13 protein-coding genes are annotated in these 15,616 nt (G+C 66.7%); 3 read left to right on the plus strand and 10 right to left on the minus strand.

What is annotated here, in order from left to right; all coding sequences use genetic code 11:
• Window positions 1–13 precede the first annotated feature (13 nt).
• On the minus strand, window positions 14–2,230 hold the full coding sequence (locus HWX76_RS02040) for a hypothetical protein (protein ID WP_176015419.1): 2,217 nt from the start codon (window positions 2,228–2,230) through the stop codon (window positions 14–16).
• Window positions 2,231–2,675: 445 nt separating this feature from the next.
• On the opposite strand from HWX76_RS02040, the gene HWX76_RS02045 reads away from it, so the two are divergent.
• The 3 genes from HWX76_RS02045 to HWX76_RS02055 are packed head-to-tail and all read left to right on the plus strand — an operon-like array spanning window position 2,676 to window position 5,774.
• Entirely contained in the window at window positions 2,676–3,740 is a 1,065-nt protein-coding gene (locus HWX76_RS02045; RefSeq protein WP_050011264.1) for an acyltransferase, read from the plus strand.
• A 35-nt stretch (window positions 3,741–3,775) separates the two neighbouring features.
• Window positions 3,776–4,822, plus strand: coding sequence for a GDP-mannose 4,6-dehydratase (gene gmd / locus HWX76_RS02050; protein ID WP_050011265.1), 1,047 nt, complete (start codon window positions 3,776–3,778; stop codon window positions 4,820–4,822).
• On the plus strand, window positions 4,809–5,774 hold the full coding sequence (locus HWX76_RS02055) for an NAD-dependent epimerase/dehydratase family protein (RefSeq protein ID WP_124554019.1): 966 nt from the start codon (window positions 4,809–4,811) through the stop codon (window positions 5,772–5,774). Before gmd ends, HWX76_RS02055 begins: the two co-directional genes overlap by 14 nt.
• Before the next feature lie 109 nt (window positions 5,775–5,883).
• Here HWX76_RS02055 and HWX76_RS02060 read toward each other — a convergent pair whose 3' ends face one another.
• The 9 genes from HWX76_RS02060 to trpB form a co-directional block, all read right to left on the minus strand.
• On the minus strand, window positions 5,884–7,074 hold the full coding sequence (locus HWX76_RS02060; protein WP_124593202.1) for an O-succinylhomoserine sulfhydrylase: 1,191 nt from the start codon (window positions 7,072–7,074) through the stop codon (window positions 5,884–5,886).
• Window positions 7,075–7,333: 259 nt separating this feature from the next.
• Window positions 7,334–8,866: an amidophosphoribosyltransferase gene (purF, locus tag HWX76_RS02065; protein ID WP_050011268.1), complete on the minus strand. Its 1,533-nt coding sequence runs from the start codon at window positions 8,864–8,866 to the stop codon at window positions 7,334–7,336.
• A gap of 51 nt (window positions 8,867–8,917) precedes the next feature.
• A complete protein-coding gene (locus HWX76_RS02070; RefSeq protein WP_027782633.1) occupies window positions 8,918–9,412 on the minus strand; it encodes a CvpA family protein in 495 nt (164 codons plus the stop codon).
• Between the two features lie 7 nt (window positions 9,413–9,419).
• The gene (locus HWX76_RS02075; protein ID WP_176015420.1) at window positions 9,420–10,238 is read right to left on the minus strand and encodes an SPOR domain-containing protein; all 819 of its coding nucleotides are present in this window, start codon (window positions 10,236–10,238) and stop codon (window positions 9,420–9,422) included.
• 29 nt (window positions 10,239–10,267) lie between these two features.
• The gene (folC, locus tag HWX76_RS02080) at window positions 10,268–11,578 is read right to left on the minus strand and encodes a bifunctional tetrahydrofolate synthase/dihydrofolate synthase (protein WP_089489167.1); all 1,311 of its coding nucleotides are present in this window, start codon (window positions 11,576–11,578) and stop codon (window positions 10,268–10,270) included.
• Window positions 11,579–11,678: 100 nt separating this feature from the next.
• Window positions 11,679–12,551, minus strand: a complete 873-nt coding sequence (gene accD, locus HWX76_RS02085; RefSeq protein WP_009691548.1) for an acetyl-CoA carboxylase, carboxyltransferase subunit beta — start codon at window positions 12,549–12,551, stop codon at window positions 11,679–11,681.
• A gap of 64 nt (window positions 12,552–12,615) precedes the next feature.
• The gene (trpA, locus tag HWX76_RS02090) at window positions 12,616–13,431 is read right to left on the minus strand and encodes a tryptophan synthase subunit alpha (RefSeq protein ID WP_050011271.1); all 816 of its coding nucleotides are present in this window, start codon (window positions 13,429–13,431) and stop codon (window positions 12,616–12,618) included.
• A 90-nt stretch (window positions 13,432–13,521) separates the two neighbouring features.
• Window positions 13,522–14,373, minus strand: a complete 852-nt coding sequence (locus HWX76_RS02095) for a site-specific DNA-methyltransferase (protein ID WP_050011272.1) — start codon at window positions 14,371–14,373, stop codon at window positions 13,522–13,524.
• Window positions 14,374–14,382: 9 nt separating this feature from the next.
• Window positions 14,383–15,576, minus strand: a complete 1,194-nt coding sequence (gene trpB / locus HWX76_RS02100) for a tryptophan synthase subunit beta (RefSeq protein WP_050011273.1) — start codon at window positions 15,574–15,576, stop codon at window positions 14,383–14,385.
• Window positions 15,577–15,616 lie beyond the last annotated feature (40 nt).

A 15,616-nucleotide genomic window follows, 5' to 3' on the forward strand; every position in this document is an offset into this window, starting at 1 on the left:
GCCCAGGGGCCCGTTACGGTTTCCAGCGGTACATGAGCACCTTGCCGCGCGCGTCTTCCTCGACGAACACCAGGTACTCGCCGTTCTCGCGCCGGAACGCGCTGATGCCGAACGGCACGTCGACCCAGCCCGACGCCTTGCCGACCTCGGCGCCCGGGCTCATCACGCCGACTTCCTTGCCGGTTTCCTTGTCGTACACGTGGATCTTGCCGACCGGCTCCACGGTGAAGAGGTAGCGGCCCTCGACCGTGATCCCGATCAGGTCGAGGATCGGCTTCGCGTCGAGCTGCCACGGCAGCGCGACCTGATAGCGCACCACCGGCGAGCCGCTCGACCATTTGTCGAAACGCACCAGCACGCGGCCGACTTCCTTGTTGATGCCGGGCTGCGGCGGCGCGTCGGCCGTGTAGCCCGTCACGTACAGCGTGTCCGTCTGCGGTTCGTAGATCGCGCGGCGCAGCTGCGTGAACGGCTGCGGCATCGGGTAGGTCGCGACCTTGTCGTACGAATAGATCGGGTTGCCGGCCTTGTCGACGCCGCCATAGCCGAAGCGATGAATCCCTCGCACGTCGCTCGTGCGCCAGATGTCGCCCTTCGTGTCGACCCACCAGCCCCAGCCGCCCGCCTTTGCCTTGCCCGTCGTGTTGATCTCGGACTCGTCGGCATCGATCCGGCCGTTGCCGTTCGCGTCGCGCCATAGCCAGTCGCCGCCCGGCGGCTTGTTCGGCACCTTGTCGACCGGCCGCGCGCGCCCCGCGATCAGGCCCGACGGAATCGCGACCTCGCCGTCGCGCTTCGCGTCGAAGCGGTAGATCTTCAGGTGATCGGCGTACATGTCGGTCAGGTACAGGAACGTGCGGCCGTCGACGCGCCGCGCGATCGGCATGCCCGGATACTGGTCCGTGTGGAACACCGGGTCGTCCGGATACTTGAAGCGGTTCGACAGGAAGCCGACGTATTTCCAGTCCTGGCCCGGCGGCTTCGACAGGTCGAGCTCGAAGCGCTTGTTGCCCGTGTACACGCTGTTCGGCCGCGCGGGGTCCAGCCACGCGCCGTCGACGAACAGCAGCCCCTGCACCTGCCAGCGCAGCTTGCCGTCCGGCGTGTAGCTTTCCAGCACCGCGCCGAGCCCCGCGCCGATCGTGTCGTGGCGCGGCCCGATCCCGTTCATCGACACATAGATGTTGCCCGCGCGGTCGACGCCGACGCCCGTCAGCCCGTTGAAGCGCTGCGGCCCGGGCCGGCCCGGCACCGGGCCCGCGAAGATGCCGCCGCGCTCGCCGAGCGTGCCCGACGGCGCATAGCCCTTGCCGCCTTTCGAGAAGATCAGGATCTGCTGGCGCGGCCCGTTGTCCGCGACGAGCACGCGCCCTTTCGCGTCGACCGCCACGTCCACCGCGTCGGTGCCTTCCGGCAGCGCCGGCGCGTCGTCGATCTTGCGGCCGTCGGCCCGCACGTGCACGAGATGCGCGGGGCCGCCGAGCGTATCGGTCAGCAGCCACAGCGTGCCGTCGCCCGCCAACGCGATGCGGCCCGGCTCGTGCGCGCTCCACGTGCCCTTCTGCTGCATCGTTTCCGCGTCGTAGACATCCACCACGTCGCGCGACGGATTGGTCGCGAACAGCGTCTTGTCGTCAGCCGCGAGGCCGCCCACTTCCGCCTTCGCCTCACCGACTTCCGAGCGCGCGGGCGCCGACACCTCGTTCATCATCATGAAGCTCGCGGCCATCCGCGCGCGGCCGGTATCGGCGCGCCCGCCCGGCGCGACCTGCGGCGCCGCGCGAAACGGCGCGGGCTGCTTCATGTCGCCGATCGTGCGCCGCGAGATGCCGAACCATTGCTTGCCCTTGTCCGGCCAGATGCCGGGCGACTGCAGATGGCCGCGCTCGTTGCCGACGCCGATCGCGACATACGCGTACTTGCTGTTCACCGCGATCGCGCTGCCGCCGAGGTTGCCCCAGCCGTGCGTGCCGCCCGCGAAGCCGAGCATCTTCCCGTCCTGGTAGACGCTCGCCTCGGCGCCGCTCTCGTCCCACGGCGCATTCGTATACACCTTGCCCTCCGGCGTCACCGCGATCGAGCGAATATCGATCTGCGTCCACGTGCCGTCGCCATAGCCGAACGTGTTGCCGATCCACGACGTCGTCGCGGGCAACACCGTTTCGGCCGGCACGGCGCTCGTCAGCAGTGCCGCGCATACCGTCATGCCAACCAGAATCAGACGTCGCAATGCGCTTCTCCAGACTCGATGCAACAGCGACCGGCGCCGCCTCGGATCGCCCGCGGCGGCGCGCTGTCGCTAAATGGGTTTCAAACGTCGCGATGCAGGTTACAAGCAAAAATAATCACAAGAAATTTGGAAATATTTAGGGATGTTTCTGCCTGAAATATCGAACCGGAACAGCGAGTAAATGACCGCGAAAAACGGCAATAACGACCGCTCTCTCCGCGTCACCACGTAGAAAATTCCGCTCCGCGCCGCCCGGCGCGCCCGTCCGCGAGCCAACCTTTCATCGCGCGATCGTAATAATCGGCATTAGCCTGGTTGTCGTCAGATAAATGGCGCGCGTTTTTTTACCGATTTCTTTTCCCTAGAATCGATTGCGATTCCATATTCCATTTAAAGGCATGCAATACGTACACGCATCGGATGCGGGTCGTGAAGGAGCCGCGCGATGACGGCCCTGTCGCGCCCCGCCGACCTCGCCCCGCCGCAACACGGCCGCATCGTGCAGCTGGACGGGCTGCGCGCGATCGCGGTGGGCGCCGTCTTCCTGCAACACGCGCTGAAGGCGCCGCTGTGGATGGGCGTCGACCTGTTCTTCGTGCTGAGCGGCCTGCTGATCACCGGCATCCTGCTCGATCGCAAGGCGCGCGGGCAGTCGTACTTCAGCCACTTCTACGCGCGCCGCGTACGCCGCATCCTGCCGCCGTACGTGCTGCTGCTGGTGGTGTCGACGCTGCTGTTCGGCGCGAGCTGGCTGCCGCACTGGCCATGGTTCGCGTTCTTCTCGACCAATATCGGGCTGTCGCTCGGCAGCATCGGCCATGACAGCCTGAACGTGCTGTGGTCGCTCGCGGTCGAGGAGCAGTTCTACATCTTCTGGCCGTTCGTCGTGCTGTGGTGCTCGGAGCGCGCGCTGCTGTGGGTCGCCGCCGCGCTGATCGTCGCGGCGCCGGTGCTGCGCGCGATCGCGACGCCGTGGTTCGATTCGTTCTGGCCGATCTACTACCTGACGCCGTTCCGGATGGACCTGCTCGCGGCCGGCGCGTTGCTCGCGATCGTGCTGCGCCGCGACCGGCGCGCGCTGGAGCCGTTCTATCCGCTCGCGATCGTCGGCGCGCTCGTGTCGCTCGCGATCCTCGGCTGGCTGCACCTGTCGTTCCCGCGCTTTCGCGCCGCGAACACGCCGCTGTCGAACGCGGCGCTCTACAGCATCTCGCTGCTGCTGTGCACGTCGATCGTCGTGATCGCACTGCGCGGCCGCGGCCTCGTGCAGCGCGTGCTGACGAACCCGATGCTCGTCTACGTCGGCACCGTCAGCTACACCGTCTACCTGATCCACCTGAGCGTGCTGTACGCGCTGTGGCCGCTGCACCTGAACCGCTTCGTCACGGCCGCGCTCGCGCTGGCGATCACGCTCGCGTACGCGACCCTGAGCTGGTACGGCTTCGAACGGCGCCTGACGCGCGGGCCTGCGCGCCGCGCGGTGCCGGCCGCCGCCGGCACGACCGCCTGACTTTCATCATCCATTGCTTCTACCAGGACAACGCCATGAGCCAAACGCGTAAAAAGGCCATCATCACCGGGATTTCGGGGCAAGACGGTGCGTACCTGACCAAACTGCTGCTCGACAAGGGCTACGAGGTCACCGGCACCTACCGCCGCACCAGCTCGGTGAATTTCTGGCGCATCGCCGAGCTGGGTGTCGACACGCACCCGAACCTGACGCTCGTCGAACACGATCTGACCGACGCGGGCTCCAGCCTGCGCCTGCTCGAACGCACGCAGCCGGACGAGCTGTACAACCTGGCCGCGCAAAGCTTCGTCGGCGTGTCGTTCGACCAGCCGGCGACGACCGCCGAAGTGACCGGCATCGGCCCGCTGAACCTGCTCGAGGCGATTCGCGTCGTGAGCCCGAAGACGCGCTTCTACCAGGCGTCGACGTCAGAGATGTTCGGCAAGGTGCAGGCGATCCCGCAAACGGAAACCACCGCGTTCTATCCGCGCAGCCCGTACGGCGTCGCGAAGCTGTACGCGCACTGGATGACCGTGAACTACCGCGAATCGTATGGCCTGTTCGGCAGCAGCGGCATCCTGTTCAACCACGAATCGCCGCTGCGCGGCCGCGAATTCGTCACGCGCAAGATCACCGACACGATCGCGAAGATCAAGCTGGGCAAGGCGACCAAGCTCGAGCTCGGCAATCTCGACGCGAAGCGCGACTGGGGCTTCGCGCTCGAATACGTCGAAGGCATGTGGCGGATGCTGCAGGCCGACGAACCCGACACCTACGTGCTGGCGACCAACCGCACCGAAACCGTGCGCGACTTCGTGCGGATGGCGTTCGCGGCGGCCGGCTACCAGCTCGAATGGACCGGCAAGGGCGAGCAGGAACGCGGCCTCGACGCATCGACCGGCAACGTGCTCGTCGAAGTGAACCCGAAGTTCTACCGGCCTGCCGAAGTCGACCTGCTGATCGGCTGCGCGGACAAGGCGAAAAGCAAACTGGGCTGGGCGCCCAAGACGACGCTCGAACAACTATGTCAGATGATGGTCGAAGCGGATTTGACGCGGAACCAACACCATGACACGTTCTGAAACCGGGCGTCCGTCGCGCCGTGCGTTCGTCACGGGCCTGACGGGCTTCACCGGTCGCTACATGGCCGAACGCCTGCAGGCGGCCGGCTATGACGTCTGGGGCACGGTCGCGCCCGGTACGCCGCGCCCCGCCGATCCGGCGTTCGCACAGTGCACGCTGCTGCCCGTCGACCTGCTCGACGCGGATGCGATGCGCGCGGCCGCGGCCGACGCGCGACCCGACGCGGTCGTGCATCTCGCCGCGCGTGCCCATGTCGCCGACGACGAGCCGTCGCCGACCTACGCGGTCAACATCGTCGGCACGCGCAACCTGCTGGCGGCGCTCGCCGGCCTCGACCGCCGTCCGTCGGCCGTGCTGCTGGCCAGCAGCGCAAACATCTACGGCAACTCGACGCCCGGCGTGCTCGACGAAACCGTCGCGCCTGCCCCGGCGAACGACTACGCGGTCAGCAAGCTCGCGATGGAATATGCGGCGAAGCTCTGGGCCGACCGGCTGCCGATCGTGATCGCGCGGCCGTTCAACTACACGGGTGTCGGCCAGAGCGATGCGTATCTGCTGCCGAAGCTCGTCGCGCACTATGCGAGCAACGCGCCGCGGATCTCGCTCGGCAACCTCGACGTGAGCCGCGACTTCTCCGACGTGCGCGACGTGACGGCCGCCTATCTGAAGCTGGTCGAAGCCGCGCCGGCCGGCGAGACGTTCAACGTGTGCTCGGAACGCGCGTATTCGCTGAAGGAAGTGCTGGCGATGCTGTCGCGGATCGCCGGCTACGTGATCGACGTGACGATCGATCCGCGCTTCGTGCGGCACAATGAAGTGAAAAGCCTGAGCGGGTCGCGCGACAAGCTGCGGCGCGCGGTGGGCGAATTGCCGGTCACGCCGCTCGACGAAACGCTGCGCTGGATGGTGGACGCGATGCGTGCCGCACCGTCCGCGCACGCCGCCGGCTGAACGGCGGCACGACACGCGCGCGACGGCATGCGCCGCAACGACAACGGGCCGCTCTCTCGAGCGGCCCGTTTCATTGATGCCGAGCACAAACGGGCTGTATCGCTCAGCCTCAGCCGTCGAGGCCGCGCGCCAGATCGTTGCGAACGTCGCCCGCATGCTCGAGGCCGACCGCCAGGCGGATCAGCCCTTCGGTGATCCCCGCTGCCGCACGCGCTTCCGGCGTGATGCGGCCGTGCGTCGTGGTGGCCGGATGCGTGATCGTCGTGCGCGTGTCGCCGAGGTTGCCGGTGATCGACACCAGCTTCGTGCCGTCGATCACGCGCCATGCGTTCGCGCGCTGCTGCTCGGGCGTGTCGCCCTTCAGTTCGAACGACACGATCGCGCCGCCCGCCTTCTGCTGACGCTTCGCGAGCTCATGCTGCGGATGCGATTCGAGGCCCGGATAGAACACGCGCGCGACCGCCGGATGCGAATCGAGCCAGCGCGCGATCTCCAGCGCGTTCGCCGATTGCTTCTCGACGCGCAGCGACAGCGTCTCCATCCCTTTCAGCAGCACCCACGCGTTGAACGCCGACAGCGTCGGGCCCGCGCTGCGCACGAACGGGAACACCTTGCCCATGATGAATTCCTTCGAGCCGACCAGCGCGCCGCCAAGCACGCGGCCTTGCCCGTCGAGGAATTTCGTCGCCGAGTGCATCACGACGTCCGCGCCGAGCTTCAGCGGCTGCTGCAGCACCGGGCTGCAGAAACAGTTGTCGACGACGAACAGCGCGTTCGCGGCCTTCGCGATCTTGCCGATCGCCTCGATGTCCGCGAGTTCGGTCAGCGGGTTCGACGGCGTCTCGAGGAAGAACATCTTCGTTTCCGGCCGCACGGCTTCGTGCCATGCGTTCAGGTCGGTCGGGTCGACGAAGGTCGTCGTGATCCCGAACTTGCTGAAGATCTGCGAGAACATCCCGAGCGTCGAGCCGAACAGGCTGCGCGAGCTGACGAGATGGTCGCCCGCCTGCAGCGCGGACATCACGACCGACATGATCGCGGCCATGCCCGACGCCGTCGCGATGCATGCCTCGCCGCCCTCGAGCGCCGCGAGACGCTCCTGGAACATGGTGACGGTCGGGTTCGTGAAGCGCGAATAGGTGAAGTAGTCTTCCGAATTCGCGAAGCGCTCGGCCGCGTCGGCCGCGCTGGAGAAGCAGAAGCTCGACGTGAGGAACAGCGCTTCCGAATGCTCGTTGAAGTCGCTGCGCAGCGTGCCCGCGCGCACCGCAAGCGTGTCGAAGTTGAGGGAGTCGTCCATGTTCCGTTTTCCGTATTCGATGGCCGCGCCGACGGTCGTGCACGAGGCGCGGACCCGGTCAAAGCCGAGGCCAAAAACAAAAAGCCCGCTATGCGTCGGCATCAGCGGGCTTCGGTGCGGTACGACAGCGATCGACTCGGGCCGGCTGCCGCCGGCCTTCGCTTTAGCTGTTTTGGGAAGTTGCCCCGCGTCCGCAAGCTGATATCAAATCGACGCAAGGCCACATCCTATCACGCCTCGACAAAAGCGTGCGCCGGCGTTACTCGACCGACAGTTGCAGGTTCATCTGCGAACGCTCGGTGTCGCCGGCCGTGTCGCGATCGGCCTGCGACGCCGGCGTGAGGCGCGCGCGCTCGATCGCATCGAGGTACTCGGGCGTCACGGCGCCGGTGATGTAGTTGCCGTCGAAGCACGACGCCTCGAAGTTCTCGAGCTTCGGGTTGATGTCGCGCACCGCGCGGCGCAGATCGTCGACGTCCTGATAGATCAAATGATCGGCGCCGATGATCTTCGCGACTTCCTCGTCGGTGCGGCCGTGCGCGACGAGCTCGCCGCGCGTCGGCATGTCGATGCCGTACACGTTCGGGAACTTCACGGGCGGCGCCGCCGACGCGAAGATCACCGACTTCGCGCCCGCATCGCGCGCCATCTGCACGATTTCGTGCGAGGTCGTGCCGCGCACGATCGAATCGTCGACGATCAGCACATGCTTGTCCTTGAACTCGATGCTCATCGCGTTGAGCTTCTGGCGCACCGACTTCTTGCGCACGGCCTGCCCCGGCATGATGAAGGTGCGGCCGACGTAGCGGTTCTTGAAGAAGCCCTCGCGATACTCGACGCCGAGCTTCGCGGCGACCTGCATCGCCGCCGGGCGCGACGAATCGGGAATCGGCATCACGACGTCGATCGGCACGTTCGGCAGTTCGCGCTTGATCTTCTCGGCGAGATAGTCGCCCATGCGCAGGCGCACGTTGTAGACCGGCACGCCGTCGAGACACGAATCCGGACGGGCCAGATACACGTATTCGAACATGCACGGATTCAGCGTCGGGTTCTCCGCGCACTGCTGGCTGTGGAAGTTGCCGGCCTTGTCGATGAAAACCGCTTCGCCCGGCTCCAGGTCACGCACGAATTCGAAACCGATGCCTTCGACCGCTACCGACTCCGACGCGACCATCCATTCGGTGCCGTGTTCGGTTTCGAGCTTGCCGATGCAAAGCGGCCGGATGCCGAACGGGTCGCGGAACGCGAGCAGGCCGTAGCCGGCGATCAGCGACACGATCGCGTACGAGCCCTCGAGGCGGCGATGCACGCCCGAGACCGCCTTGAACACCGACGCCGGATCGAGCTCGAGGCCCGTGGTCGACAGTTGCAGCTCGTGCGCGAACACGTTGAGCAGCACTTCGCTGTCGGAATTGGTGTTGATGTGCCGGCGGTCGATCCGGAACATCTCGTCCTTCAGTTGCATCCAGTTCGTCAGGTTGCCGTTGTGCGCGAGGATGATCCCGAACGGCGCGTTCACGTAGAACGGCTGCGCCTCGGCCTCGCTCGATGCCGAGCCGGCCGTCGGATAGCGCACCTGGCCGATGCCGTAGGTGCCGGGCAGGCTGCGCATGTTGCGCGTGCGGAACACGTCGCGCACCATGCCGTTCGCCTTGTACATGTGGAAATTGCTGCCGTCCGCCGTCGCGATGCCCGCCGCGTCCTGACCGCGATGCTGCAGCAGCAGCAGGCTGTCATAGATCAGCTGATTGACCGGGGATTGGGAGATAACACCTACGATGCCGCACATGGCATGTCCTTCAAGATGACAAAATCGGTTCCGTCCTGCCCGGCCGCGTCGTCACACGCGTACGTACTGGGCCATGCCGTCGGGCAGGAGCTGCTTCAGCTCGTGCACGCCCTGTTCGGCAAAAGGACGCAAGAGCGCATTGCGCCAGAAATCCTGTTTGGGCAGTTCGGTCAGCCCGGCCGCCGCGACCAGCAGCACCACCAGCACACAGCCGCGGACGAGCCCGAACATCATGCCCAGCGAGCGGTCGACACCGCCCAGGCCACTCGCCTGCGCGATCCGAGACAGCAGCGCGTTCGCCACGCCGGCGACCAGCACGACGCCGATCACGAGCAACGCGAAGGCGATCACCCACTGCGTCAGCGCGCCGCCCGGCCAGTTCGCCGGAATGTATGGCACGACCAGCCCGACGTAGCGGCCCGCGATCACGATCGCCGCGATCCAGCCGATCAGCCCAAAAATCTCGGACACAAAGCCGCGCCACGCACCGCGCAGCGCCGACAACACGATCACCGCCAATACAGCGTAGTCGAAAGCCGTCAGCATCGTGGCCTTACTGCGTCAGACCGGCTTCGCGCACCTTCGCGATCGCGGCGGAGGCCGCCGCGCGATCCGCGAACGGGCCGGCACGCAACAGTGTAGCCGTGCTGCCGTCTGCCTGCTTGCGATGCTCGACATATGCGGGCACCCCCGCCGATTTCAACTTGGTCGCCCACGAACGGGCCGCCGCGTCGTCCTTGAACGACCCGAGCTGCACCGCGAAGCGCGCACCGGCCGGCGACGCCGGCGACGATGCGTCGCCGCTGTCCGGGCTCGCGGCGCCGTCGTTCGCGACGGTTGCGGGCGCAGGCTTCGGCGCGGCCGGCTTCGGCGCGGCCGGCTTCGGCGGCGTCACGCTCGCGGTGGCGGTCGGTTCGGGTTTCGCGACCGGCTTGGCCGCATCCTTCGGCGCGGGCGCCGGTGCGGCCGCAACGGCCGTGTCGGAGGCCGGCGGTTCGTCGTGCGCGACACCTGCCTGCACGTCGGACACGTCGTCGTCGCGCGGCACGACTGACTGGTGCGCGGGCCGGTTCGGGATGTCGATCGCGATGTCGTCGGTCACCGGCTTCGGGTGCGAATCGAGCACCATCGGCAGCACGATCACCGCAGCCACGACGAGCGCGATCGCGCCGACGAGACGCCGGCGCGCGCGTTGCTTTTCTGGAAGGGTCGGATCAAGGAGCAGTGCATCCGATTCCGGACGCTCGGTGCGGCGCGAGCGTCGCTCGACGCGTTCAGTGCGCTCCGTGCGCACGTTCCGGGAGGCCCCGGTGCGACCGCCGCGCCGCGGGGGCGCGTCGTCGTCTTTCTTGCCGAACGAGAAAATTCCCATGAATGGCTGAGTCCGAAACTGCCCGTCAGTCAGTGTTGCTGCGATTTACGGTAGGCCAGCACGCCGGCAACCGTATGGAAACTGCCGAAAACCACGATTCTATCATTCTCGGATGCTCTTTTTAGTGCATCGCGAAACGCTTCCGCGGGCGACGCATAGCGCGTCACGCTCGAATCGGGCCCCTCCTCCACGCCAGCCTTGCGCAGCGCCGCTTCGAGTTGCTCCGCGGAAGCCGCGCGCGGCAGCGGCAGGTCGGTCACGCACCAGTGGTCGATCTCGCCCTTCAGGTGCCGCAGCACGCCGTCGATGTCCTTGTCGTGCATCGCGCCGAACACCGCGTACGTGTACGGGAAGAAGCCCATGTTGCCGAGGTTCTGCTCGAGCACGGCCGCCGCATGCGGGTTGTGCGCGACGTCGAGCACGATCGCCGGCTTGCCGGGCAGCACCTGGAAGCGCCCCGGCAGCTCGACGTTCGCCAGCCCGAGCCGGATGTCCTGCGCGGACACCGGCAGCACCGGGCGCAGCGCCTCGAGCGCCGCGAGCGCGGCCGACGCATTGATCAGCTGATTCGCGCCGCGCAGCGCCGGATACGCGAGCGCCGGATAGCGCTTGTCGCGGCCGAGGTAGCTCCATTGCTGACGCTCGGCGCCTGCCTGCGCCTCGTAGCGGAAATCGCGGCCGACGAGCCACAGATCGGCGCCGATCGCTTCGGCGTGATCGATCAGCGTCTGCGGCGCGGCCGGATCGCCGCAGATCGCCGGCTTGCCCGCGCGGAAGATCCCGGCCTTCTCGAACGCGATCTTCTCGCGCGTGTCGCCGAGGTATTCGGTGTGGTCGATGTCGATGCTCGTGACGATCGCGCAATCGGTATCGATGATGTTCACCGCGTCGAGCCGGCCGCCGAGGCCGACTTCGAGGATCACCGCGTCGAGCCCGCGCGACGCGAACAGATGCAGGATCGCGAGCGTCGTGAATTCGAAATACGTGAGCGAGACCGGCTCGGCCAGCGACGTGCGCGCGGCTTCGACGGCCTCGAAGTGCGGCAGCAGTTCGTCGTCGGTCACGTTCTGCCCGTTCACGCGCGCGCGCTCGTTGAATTCGAGCAGGTGCGGCGACGTGTGGCAGCCGACCTTGTAGCCCGCGCGCACGAGGATCGTCTCGAGGAACGCGCAGGTCGAGCCCTTGCCGTTCGTGCCGCCGACGGTGATCACCGGGCACGCGAATTCGAGCTGCAGCGCCGCCTTGACCTGCCCGATACGGGTCAGGCCCATGTCGATGCCGACCGGGTGCGCGCGTTCGAGATGCGAAAGCCACGCGTCAAGAGTGGGAAAAGTGCTCATCGGATCAAATCTGGATCGGTACCGCCACTACGCCAAAAAACGAAGCGCGCCGCCTGACGCTGAGGCCAGGCGACGCGCAGAGTTCACCACGTTGCGCCGGTCAGGCCAGCGCGTCGGCCGGCTGTCGCTGCAGCAGCGCGAGCAACTGCGCGATCTCGTCGCGCATCTTGCGACGGTCGACGATCATGTCGATCGCGCCCGTCTTCAGCAGGAATTCGGCACGCTGGAAGCCTTCCGGCAGCTTCTCGCGGACCGTCTGCTCGATCACGCGCGGGCCGGCGAAGCCGATCAGCGCCTTCGGCTCGGCGATCACGACGTCGCCGAGGAACGCGAAGCTCGCCGACACGCCACCCATCGTCGGGTCGGTCAGCACCGAGATGAACGGCAGCTTCGCTTCGGCCAGCTTGGTCAGCATCGCGGTGGTCTTGGCCATCTGCATCAGCGACAGCAGGCTTTCCTGCATCCGTGCGCCGCCCGACGCCGTGAAGCAGATGAACGGCACGTGCTGCTCCAGCGCGTTCTGCGCGCCGCGCGCGAAGCGCTCGCCGACGACCGAACCCATCGAGCCGCCCATGAACGAGAACTCGAAGCACGCCGCGACGACGGGCAGCGTGTGGATCGCGCCGCCCATCACGACCATCGCGTCGGTTTCGCCGGTTTCGTCCATCGCTTCCTTCAGACGATCGGGGTACTTGCGGCTGTCCTTGAACTTCAGCGAGTCGACCGGCACGATTTCCTGGCCGATTTCATAGCGGCCTTCCGGATCGAGCAGCCCGTCGAGGCGCTCGCGCGCGCCGATGCGCATGTGGTGATCGCACTTCGGGCACACGTGCAGGTTCGCGTCCACGTCGTTGCGATAGAGAACGGCCTCGCAGGACGGGCACTTGACCCACAGGCCTTCCGGAATGCCCTTGCGGCTTTTCGGGTCGGTCTGCTTGATCTTCGGCGGCAACAGTTTGTCGAGCCAGCTCATCGTATGGTTTCCTGTTCCGTGGCGGGGCGGGCCGACCGGCCCGTTCCCGCTTCCTGTGTTGTGTTTATCGCGCCGTGTTGCCGGCGCCGTCCAGCGCGGCGCGCAACTCGGCGATGAACGACTTCAGCGCGGCGGCGGCACCTTCCGGCGCGGCGCTCTCGAGCAGCTGCACGAGGCGGCTGCCGATCACGACGGCGTCCGACACTTCGGCCACCGCGCGCGCCGTTTCGGCGTCGCGGATACCGAAGCCGACGCCCACCGGAACCGGCACGCGCGACTTGATGGCCGGGATTTTACCCGCAATGCTCGAAACATCCAGATTTCCGGCGCCGGTCACGCCCTTCAGCGACACGTAATACACGTAGCCGCTCGCGATCTTGCCGACGTCGGCGATGCGTTCATCGGTCGACGTGGGCGCGAGCAGGAAGATCGGATCGATCTGCGCGGCCCGCATTTTTTCCGCGAACACGCCCGCCTCTTCCGGCGGATAGTCGACCACCAGCACGCCGTCGACGCCGGCCGCGTGCGCTTCGGCCGCGAACGCGTCGACGCCCATCCGTTCGATCGGGTTCGCATAGCCCATCAGCACGACGGGGGTTTTGGCGTCGGTTTCGCGGAAACGCTTCACGTCGGCGAGCACGCTCTTCAACGTGACGCCGCGCGCGAGCGCGCGTTCCGACGAGCGCTGGATCACGGGGCCGTCGGCCATCGGGTCCGAGAACGGCACGCCGAGCTCGATCACGTCCGCGCCGCCTGCGGCGAGCGCATGCATGAATTCGACGGTTTTCGCGGGATCGGGGTCGCCGGCCGTGATGAACGGGATCAGGCCCTTACGGCCTTGTTCGGCGAGCGCGGCGAAGGTCTGCTGAATACGATTCATGGCAATTTTTCCTATGTCGATCCGGAGTTAGCGCTTTAGCGCTTACTCCGGTCCCATGCAAAGCAGCATTCGGCGATGCGGCGGCGCGATTCACGCGCACGCCGGCGCGGCGAGCGCGCTCACGCGCTCGTGCGCGATCGCACAATAGCTTTCGTTGATCTCGTAGCCGACGAAGTCGCGCCCCTGCCGTGCGCAGGCCACCGCGGTCGTGCCGCTCCCCATGAACGGATCGAGCACGCGGCCGCCCGGCGGGCAGCTCGCGAGCACCATCCGTTCGATGATTTCCAGCGGCTTCTGGGTCGGATGATCGACGCGCTCCGCGTGCTGCCGATGCAGGCGCGAGACCGACCAGACGTCCTTCGGGTTGTAGCCCATCTCCAGCCACTTGCTGCCTTCGAACAGCTTGCGCGAGCGGGCCTTCTTCGTATCGGCGTCGTACGGGATGCGGACCGGATCGAGATCGAAGTAATACGCCTTCGAAACCGCGAAAAAGCCGATGTTGTCGTGCACCGACGTGAAACGGCGCGTCGTGCCGCCCATGCTCGGCACGCGCCGGTCCCAGATGATCTCGTTGACCATCGTGAGCTGCGTCTTCAGGAAACTGAAGATTTCCGGCGCGTACTGCCACGTGCAGAAGATATACATCGACCCGCTCGGCTTCAGCTTCGGAATCGCGAGCTCGAGCCACGCGCGCGTCCATGCGAGGAAATCGTCGCCCGAACGCTTGTCCGAATCGTTGCCGTAGTCCTTGCCGAGCCCGTACGGCGGATCGGCGACGATCAGGTCGATCGACGCATCCGGCAAGTGCGCGGCGTGGGTCAGGAAATCGCGGTTGTGCAGCTCGATACCGGACGGCAGCGCGCGCGGCACGGCAGCGGCGGGCTGAACCGCCTCCGCCTCGCTCGCGGCACCGCCGCCCGGCTCTTCGATCAGGTCACGCATCGGTCGGGGTCAGAGCTCGATGCCCGATCGCTCGGCGACCGTGTGCATGTCCTTGTCGCCGCGACCCGACAGGTTGACGAGCAGGAGCTTGTCCTTCGGCAACGTCGGCGCGAGCTTCACGCCATACGCGATCGCGTGGCTCGACTCGAGCGCGGGGATGATCCCCTCGATCCGGCAGCAGTCGTGGAACGCCTTCAACGCTTCCGCGTCGGTGATCGGCACGTACTGCGCGCGGCCGCTGTCCTTCAGCCATGCGTGCTCGGGGCCGACGCCCGGATAGTCGAGGCCCGCCGACACCGAATGCGTCTCGATGATCTGGCCGTTGTCGTCCTGCAGCAGGTACGTGCGGTTGCCGTGCAGCACGCCCGGGCTGCCCGCGATCAGCGATGCCGCGTGATGGCCCGTGTCGAGGCCGTCGCCGGCCGCTTCGACGCCGATCAGCTGCACCGATTCGTCGTCGATGTACGGATAGAAGATGCCCATCGCGTTCGACCCGCCGCCGACGCACGCGATCACCGCGTCCGGCTGCCGGCCGGCGAGCTCGGGCATCTGCACCTTGCATTCGTCGCCGATCACGCGCTGGAAGTCGCGCACCATCATCGGGTACGGGTGCGGGCCCGCGACCGTGCCGATGATGTAGAACGTGCTTTCGATGTTCGTGACCCAGTCGCGCATCGCCTCGTTCAGCGCGTCCTTCAGCGTGCGCGAACCCGATTCGACCGGCACGACCGTCGCGCCGAGCAGCTTCATCCGGTAGACGTTCGCGGCCTGCCGGCGCACGTCCTCCGAGCCCATGTAGACGACGCACTCCATCCCGAAGCGCGCGCAGATCGTCGCGGTCGCGACGCCGTGCTGGCCGGCGCCCGTTTCCGCGATCACGCGCTTCTTGCCCATGCGCTTCGCGAGCAGCGCCTGGCCGATCACGTTGTTGATCTTGTGCGCGCCCGTGTGGTTCAGGTCTTCGCGCTTCAGGTAGATCTGCGCGCCGCCGAGCATCTCGCTCCAGCGCTGCGCGTGATAGATCGGCGACGGGCGGCCGACGAAGTACTTCAGCTCGCGCTCGAATTCGGCGACGAAGTCGGGATCGTTCTGGAACTTTTCATACGCCGCGCGCAGTTCGTCCAGCGCGTGAATCAGCGTCTCGGCGACGAACACGCCGCCATACGGGCCGAAGTGGCCGCGATCATCAGGAAGGTTGTACATGGTGTCTCTCTCGATCGGTCGGTGCGCCCGCTTTTGGGGC

It is taken from the genome of Burkholderia sp. BCC0398 (assembly GCF_902833245.1).
Taxonomy (GTDB): domain Bacteria; phylum Pseudomonadota; class Gammaproteobacteria; order Burkholderiales; family Burkholderiaceae; genus Burkholderia; species Burkholderia sola.